Origin of the sequence: Nocardia amikacinitolerans (assembly GCF_900215415.1) — a bacterium.
Classification (GTDB): domain Bacteria; phylum Actinomycetota; class Actinomycetes; order Mycobacteriales; family Mycobacteriaceae; genus Nocardia; species Nocardia amikacinitolerans.
In genome coordinates this window covers 751707-771210 of sequence record NZ_OBEG01000004.1, presented here as the reverse complement: position 1 = coordinate 771210, position 19504 = coordinate 751707, and the positions used below count along the sequence as shown (strand labels likewise).

Here is a 19504-nt window from a genome sequence, read left to right as displayed (position 1 = left end):
CCATCGAGCTGGTCACTGCGGCACGGGGCCCTGATACGGACGGAATCCGGGGTGGAACGGGCCGCCGGGGCGGTCCTGCTCGTCGGCACGGGAGGCGGGCGGCTCGTCGTCCCAGTCGTCGCCGCGGCGCGATTCCGGGCGCCAGTCGTCGTCGGCCTCGTCGTCGGACCAGCGGTCCTCGCGCGTCCTCGCCCTCGCGTCGGGGACGACGGCCAGCGAGGGGCGGCGCGACTGCTCGCCCGCGGGCTCCCGCTCGTCCGGTTCGTAGTCCTCGTCGTAGCGGGGCTCGTCGTCGTCGAAGTCGCGGTCGTCGTCCGCGCCGGGCGGCAGCACGCGGGAGGCGCCGCGCACCGGCTCCGAACGCGCCTCCTCGGCACGATCGCGGGTGCGCGGGTGCGGACGGCCCGGGTCGTGCTCGGACTTGTTCGTTCCGCGCGGGTCGCTGACCGGAGGCAGCACGTGCAGCAGACCGGACAGGCGCAGCACCGCGTCGATCGCGGACTCCCAATCCTTCGCCACCGTACCGACATTCAGCATCCCGAGGGTCCAGTTGCCCTCGCTCCAGAGCATCTGCACGGTGTCGGGCAGCGTCTCGATGAACGCGACCATCCGCTGATCGACCGCGTGCCTGGCGATCTCCGGATTCGTCGCGAAGACGACCCGGTCGCCGATGGCGCCGAGCAGCTCCAAGTCCGCGTCCTTCGGCGGGGACGCGGTCTTGAGCCGCATGTCGACGTCGATGTCCGAACCGATCTGGCGGCGCACCGCGACCAGCGTCGCGGCGTCCTCCAGGTCGAACAGAACGAACTTCTCGCCCTTGCGGATACCGGAGACCACGTCGACCGCCGACAGGTAGCCGAGTTTGGCCAGCGCGCCGCGCCGCCACGTCGACGGAAGTGCCGGTTCCACCGACACGTAGGTGTACCCCTGGGCCTTGGCCCAGACCTGGCGCGCGTGACCGGTCCGCTGTCGCTGGACCCGATCGAAATACAGCAGCACGACCGCACCCACGAGTGCGATCGCCGCCAACCCGAACCACATAGCCGTCATCGCGGTCTACCCTAATAGGCCCGGCCGGTGGAAGGCCGCCTTTGGTACCGCGACGAGCCGCCCGTCTTGCGCCGCCCGACCTCCGCCACCGCGCCGCGGCGAGCGGAGGTGTGATCCCGGCTCATCTTCCGCCGCCGGGCAGCGCGGTGCTGATGATGATCCTGGCGCGGATCGATCCGTCCTGACCCTTGTCGCCCTGCACCACGACCATGTCGCCGACGGGCAGGTCGGCGGGCTTGGCGCCGGAGAGCGAGATCACCTGGGTGAGTTCGTCGGTCGAGACGTTCACCGTGTTGCCGGAGACGGTGTCGATGGTGAGCTGGCCGCCGTTGTTGGCGCTGATGGTGCCCATGGTCGCGCCCAAGTCGTCGATTCCGGGCAGGCCGGGCAGACCGGTCGGGGACGGGTCACGCGGGGACGGGTTCTCCGTCGGGAACGCGCGACCGGTCGGGAACGGCGCGGTCGTCGTGCCGCCCGCCGTCGTGGTCGACGAATCACGGCCGCCGAGCACCAGTCCGGCGACCACCCCGGCCACCGCGACGAGCGCGACGACGCCGAGCGCGAGCGCGATCCACAGACCCGTATTGCGTTTGGGCGGTGGCTGATCCATCGGCGGGCCGCCCGGCGGCGCACCCGCGGACGGGACGCCGACGGGCTGGCCCGGCTGCCACTGCGTGCCGTAGGGGCTTTCGTAAGCGCCCCACTGCTGCTCCATCGGCGGGAGCTGTTTGGTGGCGTTCGCGGGCGGCGGACCCCACTCGAACTGCTCGGTCGACGGGTACCTCGTGGTATCTCCGGACGGGTCGTAGCCGGACGCACCCGGCGAACCGAGGTGCTCGGTCGGCGCATCCTCCGGCCGCTGCCCCCAAGGATCCTTCGGGTTCGTCATGCCATCCAGAGTATGCCCGTCGACCGTCACGTCCAGGTGACCGAGCCGATTCGGCGAGCCACCCGAACACGCGAACGCCCCGGCCCGCACAGGGCCGGGGCATCCGATTGCACTCACCTGCCGACGATCAACCCGTCGCCGTTGCCGCTGACGCCAACCTTTACGGTGTCGCCGTCGGTGACCTCGCCGGCGAGCAGTTCCTTGGCGAGGGTGTCGCCGATGGACTGCTGGATCAGGCGGCGGAGGGGGCGGGCGCCGTAGACCGGGTCGTAGCCGCGGACGGCGAGCCAGAACCTGGCCGAGTCGCTGACGTCCAGCTTCAGCCTGCGCTGAGACAGCCGCTTCTGCAGCTGGTCGAGCTGGATGTCGACGATCTGCTCGAGCTGCTCCTCGTCGAGCGAGTGGAACATGACCACGTCGTCGAGCCGGTTGAGGAACTCGGGCTTGAACGCCGAGCGGACCGCGTTCATGACGAAGTCCTTGTCGCCGCCAGCGCCCAGGTTCGAGGTGAGGATGAGGATGGTGTTGCGGAAGTCCACCGTGCGGCCCTGGCCGTCGGTGAGCCGTCCCTCGTCGAGCACGGCGAGCAGGATGTCGAACACATCCGGGTGCGCCTTCTCGATCTCGTCGAACAGCACCACGGTGTACGGCCTGCGCCGCACCGCCTCGGTGAGCTGACCGCCCTGGTCGTAGCCGACGTAGCCGGGCGGCGCGCCGACCAAGCGGGCCACCGAGTGCTTCTCGCTGTACTCGCTCATGTCGATCCGCACCATGGCGCGTTCGTCGTCGAAGAGGAAGTCCGCCAACGCCTTTGCCAGCTCGGTCTTGCCGACGCCGGTGGGGCCGACGAACATGAACGAGCCGGTCGGCCGGTTCGGGTCGGCGACGCCGGCGCGCGCCCTGCGCACCGCGTCGGAGACGGCCTGCACGGCCTCCTGCTGTCCGACGACGCGACGCCCGAGCTCGTCCTCCATGCGCAGCAGCTTCTGGGTCTCGCCCTCCATCAGCCTGCCCACCGGGATGCCGGTCCACGCGGACACCACCTCGGCGATGTCGTCGGGGCCGACCTCCTCCTTGAGCATCACCTCGCCGTCGGGCGCGGCGCCGTTGACCTTCTCGGCCTGCGCCAGCTCCTTCTCCAGCGTCGGGATCCGGCCGTAGCGCAGCTCGGCCGCCTTGCCGAGATCGCCGTCGCGTTCGGCGCGCTCCGACTCGCCGCGCAGACTCTCCAGCTGTTCCTTGAGCGAACGGACCTGATCGATGGCCTTCTTCTCGTTCTGCCACCGGGTGGTCAGCTGGTTGAGCTTTTCCCGGTCGTCGGCCAGTTCCTGGCGCAGCTTCTCCAGGCGCTGCTTGGAGGCCTCGTCGGTCTCCTTGGTCAGCGCGACCTCTTCGATCTCCAACCGCCGCACCGCGCGCTCGACTTCATCGATCTCCACCGGACGCGAGTCGATCTCCATGCGCAGCCGCGAGGCCGACTCGTCGACCAGGTCGATCGCCTTGTCCGGCAGGAACCGCGAGGTGATGTAGCGGTCGGAGAGGGTGGCCGCGGCCACCAGCGCGGAGTCGGTGATGCGCACGCCGTGGTGCACCTCGTAGCGCTCCTTGATGCCGCGCAGGATGCCGACGGTGTCCTCCACCGACGGCTCGCCGACCAGCACCTGCTGGAAGCGGCGCTCCAGTGCGGCGTCCTTCTCGATGTGCTTGCGGTACTCGTCCAGCGTGGTCGCGCCGACCAGCCGCAGTTCGCCGCGGGCCAGCATCGGCTTGATCATGTTGCCCGCGTCCATCGCCGATTCGCCGGTCGCACCGGCGCCGACGATGGTGTGCAGCTCGTCGATGAAGGTGATGATCTGTCCCGCGCTGTTCTTGATCTCCTCGAGCACGGCCTTGAGCCGCTCCTCGAATTCGCCGCGGTACTTCGCGCCCGCCACCATCGCGCCGAGATCCAGTGCGACAACGGACTTTCCGCGCAGCGACTCGGGGACGTCCCCCGCCACGATGCGCTGGGCCAGACCCTCGACGATGGCGGTCTTGCCGACGCCGGGCTCGCCGATCAGCACCGGGTTGTTCTTGGTGCGGCGGCTCAGCACCTGGACGACGCGCCTGATCTCGGTGTCGCGCCCGATGACCGGGTCGAGCTTGCCGGAGCGCGCGGCCGCGGTGAGGTCGGTGGAGTACTTCTCCAGCGCCTGGTAGCTGCCCTCGGGATCGGGGTTGGTCACCCTGGCGCTGCCGCGCACGGTGGTGAACGCCTCGCGCAGCGCGTCGGCCGTCGCACCGTGCTTGGTGAGCAGCTTGGTGACGTCCGAATCGCCCCCGGCGAGACCGACGAGGACGTGCTCGGTGGAGACGTACTCGTCGCCGAGTTCGGTGGCCAGCCGCTGGGCCGCGGTGATGGCGCCGAGCGCCTCGCGCCCGAGGTTCGGCGTCGTGGTAGCGCCGGTCGCCCTCGGCAGCCGGTCGACGATGTCCTGTGCCTCGCGCCGAACCGTCGCGGGGTCGACGCCGACGGCCTTCAGCAGTGGGGCGGCGATGCCGTCGGTCTGATCGAGCAACGCCACCAGCAAGTGCGCCGGACGAATCTCCGGGTTGCCCGCGGCCGACGCCGCCTGGAGGGCAGCGGTCAGCGCCGCCTGGGTCTTGGTGGTGGGATTGAACGAGTCCACAAGTCACCTTCCTCGAGTCGATTCCGCAGCATCGATTGCCCTTCCCGCACGCGATCACGCGCGGGCTCGTGCTGTTCCAATCGGTCCAACGTGCGAGAGGTTGAGTCTGTTCCGCTCAAGTTTAAAAATTTTCCGGCCCGCCACCCGGCCGATTCCGCGGCTCAACGCTACGCCGCGCCATCGCCGAATGCGATGAATCACGGCGTCGGTGGTGTAGGGATGCATACGAGCACCACAAAACGGTTAGTTGATGCATCACCCTTCAGCCGAACCGAGGAGCGGAACCGATGCGCGCGATCGTGATACGGAAGTTCGGAGAACCCGTCGAGCCTGCCGAGATGCCGGAACCCGAGCCGGGCGCGCAAGCGGTCAAGGTGCAGCTCGACGCCGCGGGCGTCAACCCCTTCGACCTGAAGATGGCCAAGGGCATCCTGGAAGGCAGGATGCCGCACGACTTTCCGGCGATCCTCGGCGTGGACGGTGCGGGCAGCGTCGCGGCGGTAGGCCCCGGCGTCACCAAGTTCGAGATCGGCGATCGGGTGGTCGGCAAGTTCCTCGTCCCGCCCGCCGGGCACGGCAGCTTCGCCGAGTTCTCGGTGCTCCCGGAGGACGCGACGCTGGTGCCCATCCCGGAATCGGTCACCACGATGGCGGCCGCCGCGCTGCCGACCGCGGGCGTCACGGCGCAGGACCTGGTCGACGCGGCCCAGATACGGCCCGGCCAGAAGGTGCTGATCGTCGGCGCCACCGGCGGTGTCGGGTCGTTCCTCGTGCAGCTGGCCAATATGGCGGGCGCGCACGTCATCGCGACGGCGCGCGGCGACGCGGCCGACCAGATGGCCAGGCTGGGCGCGGCGGAGACGGTGGACTACACCCGCGCGTCCGTCGCCGATTCGGTGCGGTCGACCGAACCCGACGGCATCGACGTGCTCTTCGATCTGGTCAGCGCGCCCGAGGCGCTCGCGCCGCTGACCGAACTCGTGCGCGCGGGCGGCGCCGTCTACACCACCGTCTTCTCGGCCGACGAGGCCGCGCTGCGTGAGCGCGGGCTACGCGGCGGGAACTTCGAGTCCAAGGGCCGGGCGCCGGAACTGACCCGGCTGCTCGATCGCGTCGCGGCGGGCGACGTGGTGGTGCCCATCGACGCGACCGTCCCGCTGGAGGAAGCGCCCGCCGTGCTCGGCGCGACGGGCGCGCGCGGCAAGACCGTCCTGGCCATCTGAGCCGCGAAATGAGCGCTCGTCCGGTCGAATTCGGCCTCTTCTGATCCCCGACGCCGACGACTACCGCCAGCTCACCGAGCTGGCGGCCTACGCCGAATCCGCCGGGCTCGACCTCATCGGCATCCAAGACCACCCCTACCAGCGCCGCTTCCTCGACACCTGGACCCTGATCACGGCGCTCGCCGTGCGCACCGAACGGATCGCCTTCTTCCCCGACGTCGCGAACCTGCCGCTGCGCAACCCCGCGGTGCTCGCGAAATCCGTTGCCTCCCTGGACATCATGACGGGCGGTCGAATCCAGCTCGGGCTCGGAGCCGGCGCGTTCTGGGACGCCATCGCGGCCATGGGCGGTGAGCGGCTGAGCAAGGGCGAGGCGGTGCGGGCGCTGGCCGAGGCGATCCACGTCATCCGCGCGATGTGGAGCGACGAGCGCGCGGTCCGGGTGCCCGGCGCGTTCCACCGGCTCACGGGTGCGCACCCCGGCCCGCGTCCGCGGCACGATCCCGGCATCTGGCTCGGCGCGATGGGACCCCGCATGCTGACGTTGACCGGCACGCTCGCCGACGGCTGGCTGCCCTCGGCCGCCTGGGCGCCGCCCGAGTTCCTCACCGAGGCGGGCAAGCGGATCGACGACGCGGCGGTGGGCGCGGGCCGGAACCCACACGCGATCCGCCGTGTCTACAACGTCTCGGGCACCATCACCGACAACGGCGTCGACCACGGCTTCCTGGAGGGTCCGGCGAGCCGGTGGGTGGACGATCTGACCGCGCTGCACGCCGAGCAACGCATCGACGGCTTCGTCTTCTGGCCCACCGAGGGCGACCCGGCCGAACAGATCCGCCGCTACGCGGAGCAGGTAGCCCCCGCCGTTCGCGCAGCCGTTGCGGGGACCTAGGCCTACTACCTCGTCACATCCGGTCGTCGCACTCGCCGAGCTTGGTTATTGTGGTCGGTGGCCCAACGATGGGGCCGAGCGCAGCGAGGCAGCAGCGGGCGCGTGAGCGCCGCGAGAGCAGGCCGGGCCGACATCCCGAGCTGCCGACTTAGCCGAGGGATAACTCGGAGCGGTCGAGAGCAAGCTGCGCATACCCACACGACCATGGACTTTTCGGGGATACTTGTACCCCGAAGGACCGCCGGTTACGGCCAGTCCCTGCGCAGCAGTCGAATAGCGGATGCGCAGCTACAAGCGGGAAGGAAGGGAATCTCGTCGTGGATGCGCGTTCGGCAGCGCTGGTCCGCGCCAATTTCCGTTCGGTGAGCGAGTCACCGGGCGGACCCGAGCGGTTGATCAGTGCGTTCTATGGTCATCTGTTCGCCGAGAACCCGCGTTTGCGCGAGCTGTTCCCGCCCGCGATGGACATGCAACCGAAGCGGCTGGCCACGGCCATCCAGTTCGTGCTCGACCACCTGGAGGACTGGGACCGCGCGCAGAAGTTTCTCGAGCAGCTGGCGCGCGACCATCGGAAATACGGCGTCGAGGCCGCACACTACGACCAGGCGGGCCGCGCGCTGCTCGCCGCGTTCCGCGTGTACAACGGCGCGATGTGGAACCGTCAGCTCGAAGAGGGCTGGCGCGACATCACCATCCTGATCTCGGCGTCGATGGCCATCGGCGCCAACTCCGACAAGTCCCAGCCGTACTGGGAGGCGACGGTGGTCGGCCACCGCAGGGTGCTCGAAGACCTGGCCATCGTGCGTTTGCAGTCGGATTCGCCCGTGCCCTACCAGGCCGGGCAGTACGTGCCCGTCGCCGTGCCGCAAAGGCCGAAGATGTGGCGCTACTTCTCACCGGCGATCCCGTCGAATCCTTACGGCGAGATCGAATTTCACGTGCGCAAGATCCGCGGCGGCTGGGTGAGCCCGGCCATCGTCAACGAGACGCAGGTGGGCGATCGCTGGCTGATCGGCGGCCCGCTCGGCGGCCTGCACGTCGACCGCGACGCCGGGCGCGACGTGCTGCTGATCGGCGCGGGCACCGGCATCGCCCCGCTGCGCGCCCAGCTCATCGAGATGAGCCAGCGCGGTATCAACCCGCGCGTGCACTTCTTCATCGGCGGCCGCTACCCGTGCGATCTCTACGACGTGGAGAACATGTGGCAGCTCTCGCAGAGCAATCCGTGGCTCACCATCGTCCCGGTCTGCGAGCAGAAGACCAACCCGTGGTGGTACCCGCACCCCGCCGCCGACGCGCCCTACGGCATGCACCGCACGCTGGTCGGCAATCTGGGCGCGGTGGTGGCCAGCTTCGGCGCATGGGCCGACCGTCAGATCCAGATCGCGGGCTCGGCGCGGATGATCGCCGACACCCGCAGGGCACTCATCGCGGTCGGGACGCCGGAGCACGTCATCAGCTGCGATCCCGTCTGATCCACCGCGGCCCGCGCCGCACAACTACAAAAGGAGTTCTCATGACGGAGCCGGGCGCGCTCGGCAACGGAGTCGCGCAAGCGGAGTGGACCTCGACCGTCGTCGGCCACCACCGCTTACGCCACGACGTGGCGGTCATCCGCCTGATCGGCGAGTTCGTGCCGTTCGTCGCAGGCCAATCCGTCGAGGTCAGGGTTCCGCAGCAGCCCGGAGTTCGCCGCAGGCTCTCCCCCGCGCTACCGCCCTCGCTGGACGGCAAGCTGGAGTTCCACGTGCGCACCGTGCCCGGCGGCTGGCTCAGCGGCTCGTTGGTCGCCGACACCCAGCCGGGCGACGAGTGGCGCATCGCCGCGCCACAGGGCGCCTTCACCGTCGACCCGGAGGGCGACGAGGTGGTGATGATCGCGGGCGGCACCGGCTTGGCGCCGATGCGTTCGCAGATCCTGGAACTGGCGAGGGTGCCGGAGCCGCCGCGCACCTACCTGTTCGTCGGCGGCAGTTCCCCGCGCGACCTGTACGCCGCCGACATGCTCTACCTGCTCGCCGAGGAGCTGGACTGGCTCACCGTCGTGCCGGTGGTGGAGAGCCTGGAGGACCCGAACTGGGAAGACGAGTGGTACGAGCAGACGCGCGTCGACATCGGCTTCCCCGCGGACGACCTGCTCGAGGGCACCCTCGCCGACGTGATCGCCTCGCACGGCGCCTTCGATCACCACCAGGTGCTCGTCTGCGGTTCCCCCGCGATGACGCGGGCCACGCTGGATCGGCTGGTCGAGACCGGCACCCCCGCCGAACGCATTCAGTACGAAGGGCTTTGACAGCCATCGTTCCGGCGAAGGCCGGGATCCAGTCGCAGACCCGCGGATAGTCGTCACCCGCTTGGATCCCGACCTTCGCCGGAACGACGACTCAGAACAGCGGATCGTGCCGGATGTTCTTGGTCTGGGTGCCCGCCGCCATCAGGCGGAACTTGGTGGTCTGCACCATCGAGGGCGAGCCGACGATCTGCACGTCGCGATCGGCCCACGGCCCGTAGCTGGCGACGACCTTGCCGATCTGGCCGGTCATGCGCGGCTCCAGGCCGGGCCATATTCGCTCGACCTCCCCGGCTTCGTAATGCCACCAGGGGTTTTCGTCGCTCTCGCTGACCGGCGTGACGGTCAGCCAGCGGTTGGCCATGGCCAGCTTGCTCAGCGTCTCCAGATCGTAGAGATCGCACGGGTGATGCCCGCCGACGAACAGGTGCACCTTCGGATTGGTTCGCCGCAGCGCCATCTGCATGAGCTGGGCGCGCAGCGGCGCGATACCGGTGCCGCAGCCCACCATGAGCATCTTGCGTTTGGTGTTGCGCGGCACGCCGAGTCCGCCGAGCGGCGAGCCGATCAGCCACTGATCACCCACCTGCGTCTGGCCGACGATGGCCGGGCTGACCCAGCCGCCGAGCACGCCGCGCACGTGGAACTCGATCTCGCCGTTGGCATTCGCGGGGACGGCGGGTGAGAGGTACCGCCACATCCGCGGACGCGACGGGATCTGCACGCTCATGTATTGGCCCGCGGCGTATTGCATCGGCTGGTCGAGCTGTAATCGCACGATGGCCAGATTGCGTAGGACGAGCCGGTTCTCCAGCACCCGGCCGGACCAGACGGCGGGTGTCGCCTCCTTCTCGGCGGCGCCCATCATGGTTTCGCCGATGACCGTCAGGCCCTCGTCCCAGGCCCTTTCGACCTCGTCGGTCCACATCTCGGTGCCCGCGAAGCGCCGCATCGCGGTCTTCAGCGAAGTGGCCACCGCGACGTAGTGTTCGGCTTGCACACCGTATTTGCGGTGATCGCGGCCGAGTTGGGCGAGGAACGGCAACAGCTTGTTCGGTTCCTCGAGCCGGTCGAGCGCGTAACCGATGGCTTTGACCAGACGGTCACGCTGCGAATCCATTGCGGCGGGGAAGAAATCGCGGACCTGCGGATAGTCCGAGAACAGGATCGCGTAGAACGACCTGGCTAGTCTTTCCGGCCCCCCTTCCTCCGCAGCAACCGCCTTGAACGTCGTTCTGATCAAAGCGACAGTCCGCGAATCCATTTGTGTCACAACCCCATTTCGCACTAGAACACAATGCGCGCCGGCGAGTGAGGTGCTGCGGGACACTCGACAGCAGCCGATGCCAAGGAGTGTAAGCGAGGTTAGCCAGCAACGGAATGCCACCGTCGAACATCACGCGTGTAATTCCACCAAAACAAGAATCGGAAGAGCAAAACTCGCAAATAACAGACCGAAAGACTGCGCTAGAGCGGCTAATTCGGTCATATCTCCACCGAATTCGCGCGCCCCGCTTTGCAAGACTCGTCCAGTTGACCCGAGCCGAGCGATCCTGCGGCAACCCTTTGTGCGCCATCGAAGTTCGCGCGAGAGCAACTTCCGCGCATCCCGGCGGGCAAGAAAGAAGAGAACCGCTCGGTTCGATACACCGTACGAATTCGACCGCGAAAATACTTGCGCGCCAGCAAACTCGGGCACTTTTCAGCAAACTTGCACTGATAATCGCGCAGAGCGTCCTGCGCATTTCGCACACAGGGCGAACTACTGATCAATTGACCAGAAATATCGAAGGGCCCCGCTCCGACCGGAAAGAGTCGGCAGCGGGGCCCGAGAACCCTTCGCCTCAGCGCTTGTTGCGTGGCTTCCAGACCACCAGCGCCGTACTGCGCTGCGGCGGAGAGAGATCCGGACGGTAGCCCGCCCGCAGCCGCTCCAGCTCCGCACGCGTCTGGGCGAGTTGCTCGCGCAATTCCTCGACCTGATTGGTCAATTCGATGATGCGTTTGATGCCCGCCAGGTTCACGCCCTCGTCTTGGGACAGCCGCTGCACTTCGCGCAGCAGCTCGACGTCCCGCGCCGAGTAACGTCGCCCGCCACCCGAAGTGCGTTGCGGCGTCACAAGTCCGAGGCGGTCATAGGTGCGCAGGGTCTGCGCGTGCATGCCCGCCAGCTGTGCCGCCACCGAGATCATGAAGAACTCGGTTCGCGACCCACCGGACGCATTCTTCGGATCAGTGGACATCACGCACCTGCCCATCCCGCACGAGGATCGAATCCGCTGGACTTCTCCGCCTCCTGGTAGCGCTTCAGCGCGTCGACGGCATCGCTGTCCAGTTTCTGCGGCACCGCGACCTTGACGGTGACCAGCAGGTCACCGGCGCCGCCGCCGCGCTTGGGAACGCCGCGGCCGCGCACCCGCAGGATCCGGCCGTCGGCGGTGCCCGGCGGCACCTTGACGCCGACGCGCCCTTCCAAGGTGGGCACGGAAACCGTTGTGCCGAGCACCAACTCAGCGTAACTGACCGGCAGCACCAGAGTCAGGTCGTCGCCGTTGCGGCCGAAGACCTTGTCCTGGCTGACGTGCACGGTGACATACAGGTCGCCCGAAGGCGCACCGCGCAGTCCCGCCTCACCCTGTCCGGTCAACCGGATCCGCTGGCCGTCGCTGACACCGGGCGGAATCCGCACCGTGATGGTGCGGGTGCGGTTCTGGATGCCGTTGCCGTGGCAGTCGGCGCACGGGTCGTCGATGATCGAGCCGGAACCCCGGCACTCGTCGCACGGCTCGCTGAAGCCGAACGCACCCTGGTTGCGGCTGACCACACCGGTGCCGTTGCAGATGGGGCAGACCCGGGGACTGGTCCCCGGCTTCGCGCCGCTGCCGTGACACGTGGTGCACGGCGACGGACTCGTCATCCGCAGCGGAACGGTGACGCCCTGCGCGGCCTCACGGAAACCGAGGGTCGTCTCGGTCTCCACGTCGGCGCCCCGCCGGGGACGACTCGTTGTGCGCGAGCCGCCCCGGTTGAACAAGCCACCGAGCAGGTCGCCGAGTCCGCCGTCGCCCGTGGTCGCGCCGCCGAAGATGTCGCCGATGTTGAAGTCCTGCGAGAAACCGCCCCCGCCACCGGTTGTGAACCCGCCGCGCGGATAACCGCCGCCCGCGAAGAGCTTTCGCGTGTCGTCGTACTCTTTGCGCTTGGCCGGATCCGACAGCACGGCGTGCGCCTCGCTGACGGCCTTGAAGCGCTCCTCGGCCTTGGTGTCACCCGGATTGGCGTCCGGATGCAGGTCGCGGGCGAGCTTGCGGTAGGCCTTCTTGACCTCGTCCTGCGAAGCGCTGGAGGAGATACCCAGCTCCTTGTAGAAGTCCTTTTCGATCCACTCCCGTTGGCTCACCGAGTATCTCCTCCTTTCGCAGTGTTAATTGTCGTCCGCATTGGCATCTACATCCGATGCCTCGTTCGCGGCCAGATCGGCCACGCCATCGGTTACCCCGACGAGCGCGTGCCGAAGCACCCGATCGCCGAACCGATAGCCCTTGCGCATCACGACACCGAGCACCGGATCCGCGCCGGAACCCTCGTGCTGCACGGCCTCGTGCAGGGTCGGGTCGAAGGGCTCGCCCTCCGCGCCGAACTCCTCGAGGCCTTGCTTGCGCAGCGCGTCGACCAGCTTGTCCGCCACCGACTTCAGCGGTCCGGACTCCAGGTCGCCGTGGGCCCTCGCGCGATCCAGATCGTCGAGCACGCCGAGCAGTTCGGTGACGACGGCCGCCTTGGCGCCGTCGATGGCGGCCTTGCGGTCGCGCTCGACGCGGCGCCGGTAGTTGGCGTATTCCGCGGTCAGCCGCTGCAGGTCGGCGGTGCGCTCGGCCAGCTCGCCACTGATGGTGTCGGCCAGCGTCTCGGCTGCCTCGGGAGTCCCGACGCCGTTGCCTTCCGCACCGTTCCCGCCCTCGGGGCCGGGCCCGGCCGCGGTATCCGCGACCGGCTCCCGAACCTCACCGGTGGCCGGGTCGACCTTGCGCTTGTCGACGAAGGTGATCGGCTCCTGTGCCGAATCGCCCTGGTTGTCCTCGGTCACTTCTTCTCCGTGTCGACCGGCTCGTCGACGACCTCGGCATCAACGACCTGGTCGTCGTTCGCGGAGCTGGACGCGCCGTTGCCGGACGCGGCCTGCTCGGCGGCAGAGGCCTCGTAGATGGCCTGGCCGAGTGCCTGCGACTCGGTGGCGAGCTTCTCCACCGCGGACTTCACTGCCGCGATGTCGGTGCCCTTCAGCGCCTCGTTGGCCTCGGCGATGGCCGCCTCGACCTTGGACTTGACGTCCGCGGGCACCTTGTCCTCGTTCTCCTTGATGAACTTCTCGGTCTGGTGCACCAGCGACTCGGCCTGGTTGCGGGTCTCCGCCTCCTCGCGCCGCGCCTTGTCCTCGGCCGCGTGCGCCTCGGCGTCCTTCACCATGCGGTCGATCTCCTCCTTGGACAGGCCGGAGCCGTCCTGGATCTTGATCGTGTTCTCCTTGCCGGTGCCCTTGTCCTTCGCGGTGACGTGCACGATGCCGTTGGCGTCGATGTCGAAGGTGACCTCGATCTGCGGCACGCCGCGCGGGGCCGGGGGGATGCCGGTCAGCTCGAAGGAGCCGAGCAGCTTGTTGTGCGAGGCGATCTCGCGCTCACCCTGGAACACCTGGATTTGCACCGACGGCTGGTTGTCGTCGGCGGTGGTGAAGGTCTCCGAGCGCTTGGTCGGGATGGTGGTGTTGCGCTCGATGAGCTTGGTCATCACGCCGCCCTTGGTCTCGATGCCCAGCGACAGCGGGGTCACATCGAGCAGCAGGACGTCCTTGACCTCACCCTTGAGCACACCGGCCTGCAGGGCGGCGCCGACGGCGACGACCTCGTCCGGGTTCACGCCCTTGTTGGGCTCCTTGCCGCCGGTCAGCTCGCGGACCAGGTCCGAGACGGCGGGCATACGGGTCGAACCGCCGACGAGGACCACGTGGTCGATGTCGGCGACGTTGATGCCCGCGTCCTTGATCACGGACTGGAACGGCGCGCGGGTGCGGTCGAGCAGGTCCGAGGTGATCTTCTGGAACTCGGCGCGGGTCAGCTGCTCGTCGAGGAACAGCGGGTTCTTGTCCGCGTCGACGGTGATGTAGGGCAGGTTGATCGAGGTCGACTGCGACGACGACAGCTCGATCTTGGCCTTCTCGGCGGCCTCGCGCAGCCGCTGCATGGCCATCTTGTCCTTGGTCAGGTCGATGCCCGAGCTGCCCTTGAACTTGTCGACCAGCCACTTGACGACGCGCTCGTCCCAGTCGTCACCACCGAGGTGGTTGTCACCGGAGGTGGCGCGGACCTCGACGACGCCCTCGCCGATCTCCAGCAGCGAGACGTCGAAGGTGCCGCCACCGAGGTCGAAGACCAGGATGGTCTGTTCCTTGTCGCCCTTGTCCAGGCCGTACGCCAGCGCGGCCGCGGTGGGCTCGTTGACGATGCGCAGCACGTTCAGACCGGCGATCTGACCGGCTTCCTTGGTCGCCTGGCGCTGCGAGTCCTCGAAGTAGGCGGGCACGGTGATGACCGCGTCGGTGATCTCCTCACCGAGGTAGGCCTCCGCGTCGCGCTTGAGCTTCATCAGCACGCGGGCGCTGATCTCCTGCGCGGTGTACTTCTTCTCATCGATCCCGACGGACCAGTCCGTGCCGATGTGGCGCTTGACGGAGCGGATGGTGCGGTCGACGTTGGTGACGGCCTGGTTCTTCGCAGGCTGACCGACCAGCACCTCGCCGTTCTTCGCGAAAGCGACGATCGACGGGGTGGTGCGCGATCCTTCCGAGTTGGCGACGACCACCGGCTCGCCGCCTTCGAGAACGGCGACGACCGAGTTCGTGGTCCCGAGGTCGATTCCGACCGCACGAGCCATGTTGTTTCCTCCTGATTGACGTTCTTGCTTGTGTCGGTGCCGGGCGAGTCCGGCCCGCCCTACGGCGTGTCTTGCGACCGCCGCGAGACCTCGCCCCTAGCACCTCACGGAGCACGATCCCAGCAACGCTGAGCGTGGTCGGCTCAATCCTGCACCGATCCGCACCGGGCGTCAACTCAAACTTGAGTCCGACGCGCTCAACGTCGTCGACAAGCTCAACCGCCGACCTGCGCGACCTATTCCCGGAATTCCTAAATTGACCTACGGGTACAAAACTGGCTAGGCTCGATCGCGTGGGCAGGCCGAAACAGTTCGATCCGGACGCCGCCGTCGCGCGGGCGACCGAGGTTTTCTGGCGCAAGGGCTATGCCGACACGACCCCGCAGGACCTCGTCGACGCGCTCGGTATCGGAAAAGGCAGCCTCTACAACACCTTCGGCAGCAAGCACGCGCTGTTCGAGCGGGCGCTCGAGCACTACCGGGACAACCAGTCCGCGACCGTCACGGGACTGCTCGAGCAATCCGGACCGGTCAAGGAGCGGCTGCGCGACGCGTTGCGGCTGGTCGCGGAGGCCAATCTCACCGATCCGGATCGCCGCGGCTGCCTCGCGGTGAACACGGCGGCGGCACTCGGTGGCGTGGACGCGGAGGCCACCGCGCTGGTCGGGCGGATGTTCGACCGCACAGAGGCGGCGTTCCAGGCCGCCATCGAGGAAGGGCAGCGCGCCGGGGAGATCGACCGGGGCCGGGATCCGCGGGCGACGGCGAGCATGCTGCTGAGCACGTTGGTCGGGATGCAGGTGTTGTCCAAGACGGCCGACGGGCCGGACCGTTCGATGCGCACGATCGACGCGGTGATCGACTCGCTCTGAGCTCCCTGTTTCGGATGCGCTTTCGCGCGCCCAAGTTTTGTACCTCTAGTTAAAGAATGGAAGGCAACATGGATCTCCAGCTCAACGGCAAGACCGCGGTCGTCACCGGCGCCAGTCGGGGCATCGGGCTCGCGACGGTGCGCCGGCTGACCGCCGAGGGCGTGCGCGTCGTCGGCGCGGCGCGCAAACCCACCGCCGAACTCGAGGCGGCGGGTGCGGTGCCCGTGGCGGTCGACCTCGCCGCGCCCGAGGGGGCGGCCGAACTGGTGGAGCGCGCAACTGCCGAGCTCGGCGGCATCGATCTGCTGGTCAACAACGTCGGCGGCGGCGACGCGGTGGACATCGGTGGATTCGCCGATATCGACGACGCGCACTGGCGAGAAGTGTTCGACCTCAATCTCTTCGCCGCTGTGCGGGTCACCAGGGCGGCACTGCCGTTCTTGACCGATGGCGGCGGCGCGATCGTGAATGTGTCGTCGATCGGCGCGCGCCGCCCGGCCGGACCGCCGCTGGCCTACCACGTCGCCAAGGCCGCGCTCACCGCGTTCGGCAAGGGGCTGTCCGAAGAGCTTGGACCGCAAGGGGTTCGGGTCGCTACCGTGTCCCCTGGTCCGGTGCGGACCGATATCTGGGAGGCGCCGGACGGTTTCGGCGGAAAACTGGCGGCGGCTGTCGCGCTGGAGCAATCCGAATTCTTGAATCACGTGCCCGCGCGGATGGGGATGGTGACGGGGCGGATCACGGAGCCGGACGAGGTCGCGGCGCTGATCACGTTCCTGCTTTCGGATGTGGCCGGCAGCATCACGGGGTCGGATCATCTGATCGACGGGGGGATCGTCAAGTCGGTCTGAAGGGCATGCTGGCATACCATGAGGCGGACGGCGCCACGGCCGAACGGCGGAACCTGACGCAGATAGCCACCACAGATGGACGCCATTTTTCCGTAGTTCGCCCGAGACACACCGACATCTTCACGCTGCTGCCCTAGCGTCGGCAGGCAGTGCATGCCGCCTGTCGACGCAGTAGGCAGCGTCGTGGTCCCGCTTCGACTGTGTAACAAGCATTTCCAGCGGGCCGATGCAGGCAGGTCAGCACGAAGCTCGGGGATGAGGACGGATGCGGGTCGTAATCGGGATCGCCATGATCGCTTTGGTCGGCACGCTCGCGTACAAGAAGGGGCTGCAACCGTTGGCGTGGTTGCTGGCGGCCGGCCCGATCGGGTTCATCGTGTTGTTCTTCCTGCCGTCGGCGAAGGAGGAAGGGTTGGACCGAGCGGCCCGGGCGTCGCGGGTCCGGTTGGGAAACACTGTGGGATGGGTCATGTCGGGGCTCGTTGTGCTGGGGTCGATCGTTTTGTTCGCAGTGCGTTGACATGGAGCGCACTCCAGCTCATAGCGTTCTGTGCCGGAACGTTTTTCGAGCACAGGAGGTAGCACCATGATCGACGGCCGCATCCGGCATCTCGGCGAACTCGCGGTCTCCGCGCAGGGTCTGGGGTGCATGGGCATGAGCCACGCGTACGGCGCGGCGGACGACGATGAGTCGATCGCCACGCTGCACCGCGCCCTCGACCTCGGCGTGACTCTCCTCGACACCGCCGACTTCTACGGCTCCGGCCACAACGAGGAGCTGATCGGCCGGGCCATCGCCGGACGCCGCGACGAGGCCGTGCTCGCCACGAAGTTCGGCTTCGCCAACCGTCTCGGCGAACCCACCTCGATCCGCGGCGACGCCGCCTACGTACGGCAGGCGTGCGACGCGTCGCTGCGCAGGCTCGGCGTCGACCACATCGACCTCTACTACCAGCATCGCGTCGATCCGCAAGTGCCGATCGAGGAGACCGTCGGCGCCATGGCCGAGTTGGTTCGGGCCGGAAAGGTCCGCCACCTAGGACTTTCCGAGGCGAGCGCGTCGACCATCCGGCGGGCGCACGCGGTGCATCCGATCGCCGCGCTGCAGAGCGAGTGGTCGCTGTGGACCCGCGATCTGGAGGCCGAGATCGTCCCCGTCTGCCGCGAACTCGGGATCGGTATCGTCCCGTTCTCCCCGCTCGGCCGCGGCTTCCTGACCGGCAGATACAACTCGGTCGCCGAACTGGCGGAGAACGACATGCGCCGCAGTCAGCCGCGTTTCGCCGACGGCAACCTGGAACAGAACCTGGCGATCGTCGCGAAACTCGACGAACTCGCTACGGCCAAGGGCGTCACCGCGGGGCAACTCGCCCTGGCCTGGGTGCAGCACCGGGGCGACGACGTCGTCCCCATCCCCGGCACCCGACGTCAGCGCTACCTCGAGGAGAACCTCGCCGCCCTCACCGTCGACTTGTCTCCCGAAGACCTCATCGCCATCGAATCCGCCGCTCCGCCCTCCCAAATCGCCGGCCACCGCTACGACCCGACCAGTCTCACCTTCGTCAACGGCTGAGGCGCGAGGAGTTCGGGGCCTCGTGGTGCCGTCGTCACGGCACCACGAGAACCGGGCGTCCTCAGTCAGCGGTCGTCGTGCCGCAACGACGCCTCCGGGGACAGCACAACCGACGACGCAGCCTAGGTCGGGTGGCGAAATACCCTGCGGCGGACGAGGAGCCGATACGAGGCTTGTATCGGCGACGACGCCAACGCGGCCGAGCGGTGATCCGGGCCGCGGAGGCGCCGCGAGGTTCTGGAGGCTTCACACGGACCGGAGCCGGGCTATCGCGGCGTGGTTGGCCCAGGGGTCCAGGGTGATCGCGGCCGCCCAGGCATGTGCGGCGGGTGCGCGGCGGTCGAACAGGTCGATCCAGGTTTCAATGGCTTCGCGGGTGTCGTGCACGCGGGTTGGGGTCTGGCGGAGTTCGCCCAGGTGTAGGTAGCTCAGTGTCGTGTAGGCCCGGGCGCGAGCATCGAAAATCGTTGCGGCGCAGAGGTCTGAGCCCTCGGCATCCGACCCGCGCTCCGCCGTACCGGCTTCGGCGACGAGCCCACCACTCGTCCGGTGCGCCAGTCCGAATGCCCACAGCCGCCCGCCGAACCGGCGCAGCAACCATTCGGCGGATTCGAGGATCGGCGACCGCGCGGCATCGGGATCGAGGACGACCGCGGTGTGCGCCATGTCGTGGGTGGCGGCGTCGGCGGCGCGGGCGAAACCCCAGAAGTGGACCGTGCCGGAACCGGACGCGGCCGGGTCGGTGCGGCATTCGGTCAGCATGGCCCCGAGCATCGCGTCGATCACGGCGCGCGGTGGATATCGCAGGACGGGGCCGGTCGCGGACGCGCTGGTGCGCCGACCCGCGCCCATGTGCTCGGCGGGCATACCGTCTCCAGATCGAAGTTCTCGCAGATCCGCGCGGGCCGGTCGTCGACGTGGGCCAGGTCGTGGACAACGATCGCGACGATCCCCGCCGCCGCCGCGAGCCCGAGCACGAACCCGACCGGATCGGTGCAATCGTCGGGCGGCCGCACCGTATACACGTACCGATAGCCCATGGCCCGCGCATGCCTCCGCACAGCGACCTCGTGCCGAGCGGCGGCCTGCCCCGACACCCCGCCCCGCACGAACCCCAACGCCGTCGGCCTGGCGTCCGAAACAGGTTGTACCCCCGCAGAATTCAATCCGGTGGTCAGTTCATTTCGCTGTCGCTGCGTCATAGGGTCATGCTGCGCAGCGCACGCGACCAGGGCGGTACGAAACACTCGACTCCCAGCGA

Annotated in this window: 18 protein-coding genes; 8 read left to right on the top strand and 10 right to left on the bottom strand. The window is 68.3% G+C overall.

Annotated features, from left to right (window positions below; translation table 11 throughout):
- Nucleotides 1-12 precede the first annotated feature (12 nt).
- The 3 genes from CRP45_RS21850 to clpB form a co-directional block, all read right to left on the bottom strand.
- Nucleotides 13-1050 carry a type III secretion system chaperone family protein gene (locus CRP45_RS21850; RefSeq protein WP_425436953.1) on the bottom strand — a complete coding sequence of 346 codons (1038 nt, stop codon included), beginning with the start codon at nt 1048-1050 and terminating at the stop codon, nt 13-15.
- 121 nt (nt 1051-1171) lie between these two features.
- Entirely contained in the window at nt 1172-1939 is a 768-nt protein-coding gene (locus CRP45_RS21845; RefSeq protein WP_097246587.1) for a DUF5666 domain-containing protein, read from the bottom strand.
- Nucleotides 1940-2052: 113 nt separating this feature from the next.
- Nucleotides 2053-4608, bottom strand: a complete 2556-nt coding sequence (gene clpB / locus CRP45_RS21840) for an ATP-dependent chaperone ClpB (protein WP_067791759.1) — start codon at nt 4606-4608, stop codon at nt 2053-2055.
- A 287-nt stretch (nt 4609-4895) separates the two neighbouring features.
- Here clpB and CRP45_RS21835 point away from each other — a divergent pair, with 287 nt between their 5' ends.
- From CRP45_RS21835 to CRP45_RS21820, 4 genes are all read left to right on the top strand, one after another.
- Nucleotides 4896-5831, top strand: a complete 936-nt coding sequence (locus CRP45_RS21835) for an NADP-dependent oxidoreductase (protein WP_097246586.1) — start codon at nt 4896-4898, stop codon at nt 5829-5831.
- 28 nt (nt 5832-5859) lie between these two features.
- Nucleotides 5860-6726, top strand: a complete 867-nt coding sequence (locus tag CRP45_RS21830) for an LLM class flavin-dependent oxidoreductase (protein WP_097246585.1) — start codon at nt 5860-5862, stop codon at nt 6724-6726.
- 317 nt (nt 6727-7043) lie between these two features.
- Nucleotides 7044-8201 carry an FAD-binding oxidoreductase gene (locus tag CRP45_RS21825; RefSeq protein ID WP_067791765.1) on the top strand — a complete coding sequence of 386 codons (1158 nt, stop codon included), beginning with the start codon at nt 7044-7046 and terminating at the stop codon, nt 8199-8201.
- 41 nt (nt 8202-8242) lie between these two features.
- Nucleotides 8243-9019, top strand: coding sequence for an FAD-binding oxidoreductase (locus tag CRP45_RS21820; RefSeq protein ID WP_097246584.1), 777 nt, complete (start codon nt 8243-8245; stop codon nt 9017-9019).
- A 91-nt stretch (nt 9020-9110) separates the two neighbouring features.
- Here the strand turns inward: CRP45_RS21820 and CRP45_RS21815 are convergent, their stop codons facing one another.
- The 5 genes from CRP45_RS21815 to dnaK all read right to left on the bottom strand — a co-directional run bounded on the left by CRP45_RS21815 (nt 9111) and on the right by dnaK (nt 14947).
- Entirely contained in the window at nt 9111-10280 is a 1170-nt protein-coding gene (locus tag CRP45_RS21815) for an FAD-binding oxidoreductase (protein ID WP_097246583.1), read from the bottom strand.
- A gap of 580 nt (nt 10281-10860) precedes the next feature.
- Complete coding sequence (locus CRP45_RS21810; protein WP_097246582.1) at nt 10861-11259, bottom strand: heat shock protein transcriptional repressor HspR; 399 nt, start codon at nt 11257-11259, stop codon at nt 10861-10863.
- On the bottom strand, nt 11259-12416 hold the full coding sequence (gene dnaJ / locus CRP45_RS21805; RefSeq protein ID WP_097246581.1) for a molecular chaperone DnaJ: 1158 nt from the start codon (nt 12414-12416) through the stop codon (nt 11259-11261). The genes CRP45_RS21810 and dnaJ overlap by 1 nt, the downstream gene beginning before the upstream one ends.
- Nucleotides 12417-12440: 24 nt before the next feature.
- Entirely contained in the window at nt 12441-13103 is a 663-nt protein-coding gene (grpE, locus tag CRP45_RS21800; RefSeq protein ID WP_097246580.1) for a nucleotide exchange factor GrpE, read from the bottom strand.
- Complete coding sequence (gene dnaK, locus CRP45_RS21795) at nt 13100-14947, bottom strand: molecular chaperone DnaK (RefSeq protein ID WP_067791776.1); 1848 nt, start codon at nt 14945-14947, stop codon at nt 13100-13102. Before dnaK ends, grpE begins: the two co-directional genes overlap by 4 nt.
- Nucleotides 14948-15240: 293 nt before the next feature.
- Between dnaK and CRP45_RS21790 the strand changes: the two genes are divergently transcribed.
- The 4 genes from CRP45_RS21790 to CRP45_RS21770 all read left to right on the top strand — a co-directional run bounded on the left by CRP45_RS21790 (nt 15241) and on the right by CRP45_RS21770 (nt 18243).
- Nucleotides 15241-15819 (top strand): TetR/AcrR family transcriptional regulator, encoded by a 579-nt coding sequence (locus CRP45_RS21790; protein WP_067791778.1) that lies wholly within the window; start codon nt 15241-15243, stop codon nt 15817-15819.
- A gap of 56 nt (nt 15820-15875) precedes the next feature.
- A complete protein-coding gene (locus tag CRP45_RS21785) occupies nt 15876-16670 on the top strand; it encodes an oxidoreductase (protein WP_425436952.1) in 795 nt (264 codons plus the stop codon).
- 265 nt (nt 16671-16935) lie between these two features.
- Complete coding sequence (locus tag CRP45_RS21775; protein WP_097246579.1) at nt 16936-17190, top strand: hypothetical protein; 255 nt, start codon at nt 16936-16938, stop codon at nt 17188-17190.
- A gap of 81 nt (nt 17191-17271) precedes the next feature.
- Nucleotides 17272-18243: an aldo/keto reductase gene (locus CRP45_RS21770; RefSeq protein ID WP_218841183.1), complete on the top strand. Its 972-nt coding sequence runs from the start codon at nt 17272-17274 to the stop codon at nt 18241-18243.
- Nucleotides 18244-18489: 246 nt separating this feature from the next.
- Here CRP45_RS21770 and CRP45_RS21765 read toward each other — a convergent pair whose 3' ends face one another.
- Both CRP45_RS21765 and CRP45_RS21760 read right to left on the bottom strand, forming a co-directional pair.
- Nucleotides 18490-19029 carry a hypothetical protein gene (locus tag CRP45_RS21765; RefSeq protein ID WP_143861517.1) on the bottom strand — a complete coding sequence of 180 codons (540 nt, stop codon included), beginning with the start codon at nt 19027-19029 and terminating at the stop codon, nt 18490-18492.
- On the bottom strand, nt 19026-19304 hold the full coding sequence (locus CRP45_RS21760; RefSeq protein ID WP_143861516.1) for a hypothetical protein: 279 nt from the start codon (nt 19302-19304) through the stop codon (nt 19026-19028). Before CRP45_RS21760 ends, CRP45_RS21765 begins: the two co-directional genes overlap by 4 nt.
- Between the last annotated feature and the right edge of the window lie 200 nt (nt 19305-19504).

What these genes read in the sequence shown, in the direction of transcription:
- dnaK (WP_067791776.1), bottom strand. Translation starts at nt 14,947, where the DNA reads ATGGCTCGTGCGGTCGGAATCGACCTCGGGACCACGAACTCGGTCGTC.
- CRP45_RS21820 (WP_097246584.1), top strand. Translation starts at nt 8,243, where the DNA reads ATGACGGAGCCGGGCGCGCTCGGCAACGGAGTCGCGCAAGCGGAGTGG.
- CRP45_RS21850 (WP_425436953.1), bottom strand. Translation starts at nt 1,050, where the DNA reads ATGACGGCTATGTGGTTCGGGTTGGCGGCGATCGCACTCGTGGGTGCG.
- CRP45_RS21835 (WP_097246586.1), top strand. Translation starts at nt 4,896, where the DNA reads ATGCGCGCGATCGTGATACGGAAGTTCGGAGAACCCGTCGAGCCTGCC.
- CRP45_RS21845 (WP_097246587.1), bottom strand. Translation starts at nt 1,939, where the DNA reads ATGACGAACCCGAAGGATCCTTGGGGGCAGCGGCCGGAGGATGCGCCG.
- CRP45_RS21775 (WP_097246579.1), top strand. Translation starts at nt 16,936, where the DNA reads ATGCGGGTCGTAATCGGGATCGCCATGATCGCTTTGGTCGGCACGCTC.
- CRP45_RS21810 (WP_097246582.1), bottom strand. Translation starts at nt 11,259, where the DNA reads ATGTCCACTGATCCGAAGAATGCGTCCGGTGGGTCGCGAACCGAGTTC.
- CRP45_RS21815 (WP_097246583.1), bottom strand. Translation starts at nt 10,280, where the DNA reads ATGGATTCGCGGACTGTCGCTTTGATCAGAACGACGTTCAAGGCGGTT.
- CRP45_RS21785 (WP_425436952.1), top strand. Translation starts at nt 15,876, where the DNA reads ATGGAAGGCAACATGGATCTCCAGCTCAACGGCAAGACCGCGGTCGTC.